This window comes from Halovibrio sp. HP20-59, assembly GCF_033052795.2.
GTDB lineage: Bacteria > Pseudomonadota > Gammaproteobacteria > Pseudomonadales > Halomonadaceae > Vreelandella.
This window is the reverse complement of sequence record NZ_JAWJUW020000077.1, coordinates 1-281: the sequence shown is the minus strand read 5'-3', so window position 1 is coordinate 281 and position 281 is coordinate 1. Positions and strand designations below refer to the sequence as shown.

Annotated in this window: 1 protein-coding gene; it reads right to left on the bottom strand. The window is 60.9% G+C overall.

Features of this window, described 5'->3' with window-relative positions; translation table 11 throughout:
* On the bottom strand, window positions 1-216 hold a 216-nt coding region (locus RZA33_RS19445; RefSeq protein WP_317509700.1), incomplete at its 3' end, for a hypothetical protein.
* Between the last annotated feature and the right edge of the window lie 65 nt (window positions 217-281).

The window sequence follows — 281 nt, the reverse complement described above, 5'->3', positions numbered from 1 at the left end:
GCTCGCGATGACAGAATCTAACCCGGAGATCGCCACGCTTCGTTCGCGATGACATGAGCAAAGCCGCTCGCCATGACCCACTACATGTCCTTGCGAGGAGCGCAGCGACGCGGCAATCTGCACCAGCGGCGGCAAACACCCCCGAGATCGCCACGCTTTGCTCGCGATGACAAAACAGCCAAAACCGAGATCGCCGCGCTTTGCTCGCGATGACATGAGCAAAGCCGCTCGCCATGACCCACTACATGTCCTTGCGAGGAGCGCAGCGACGCGGCAATCTG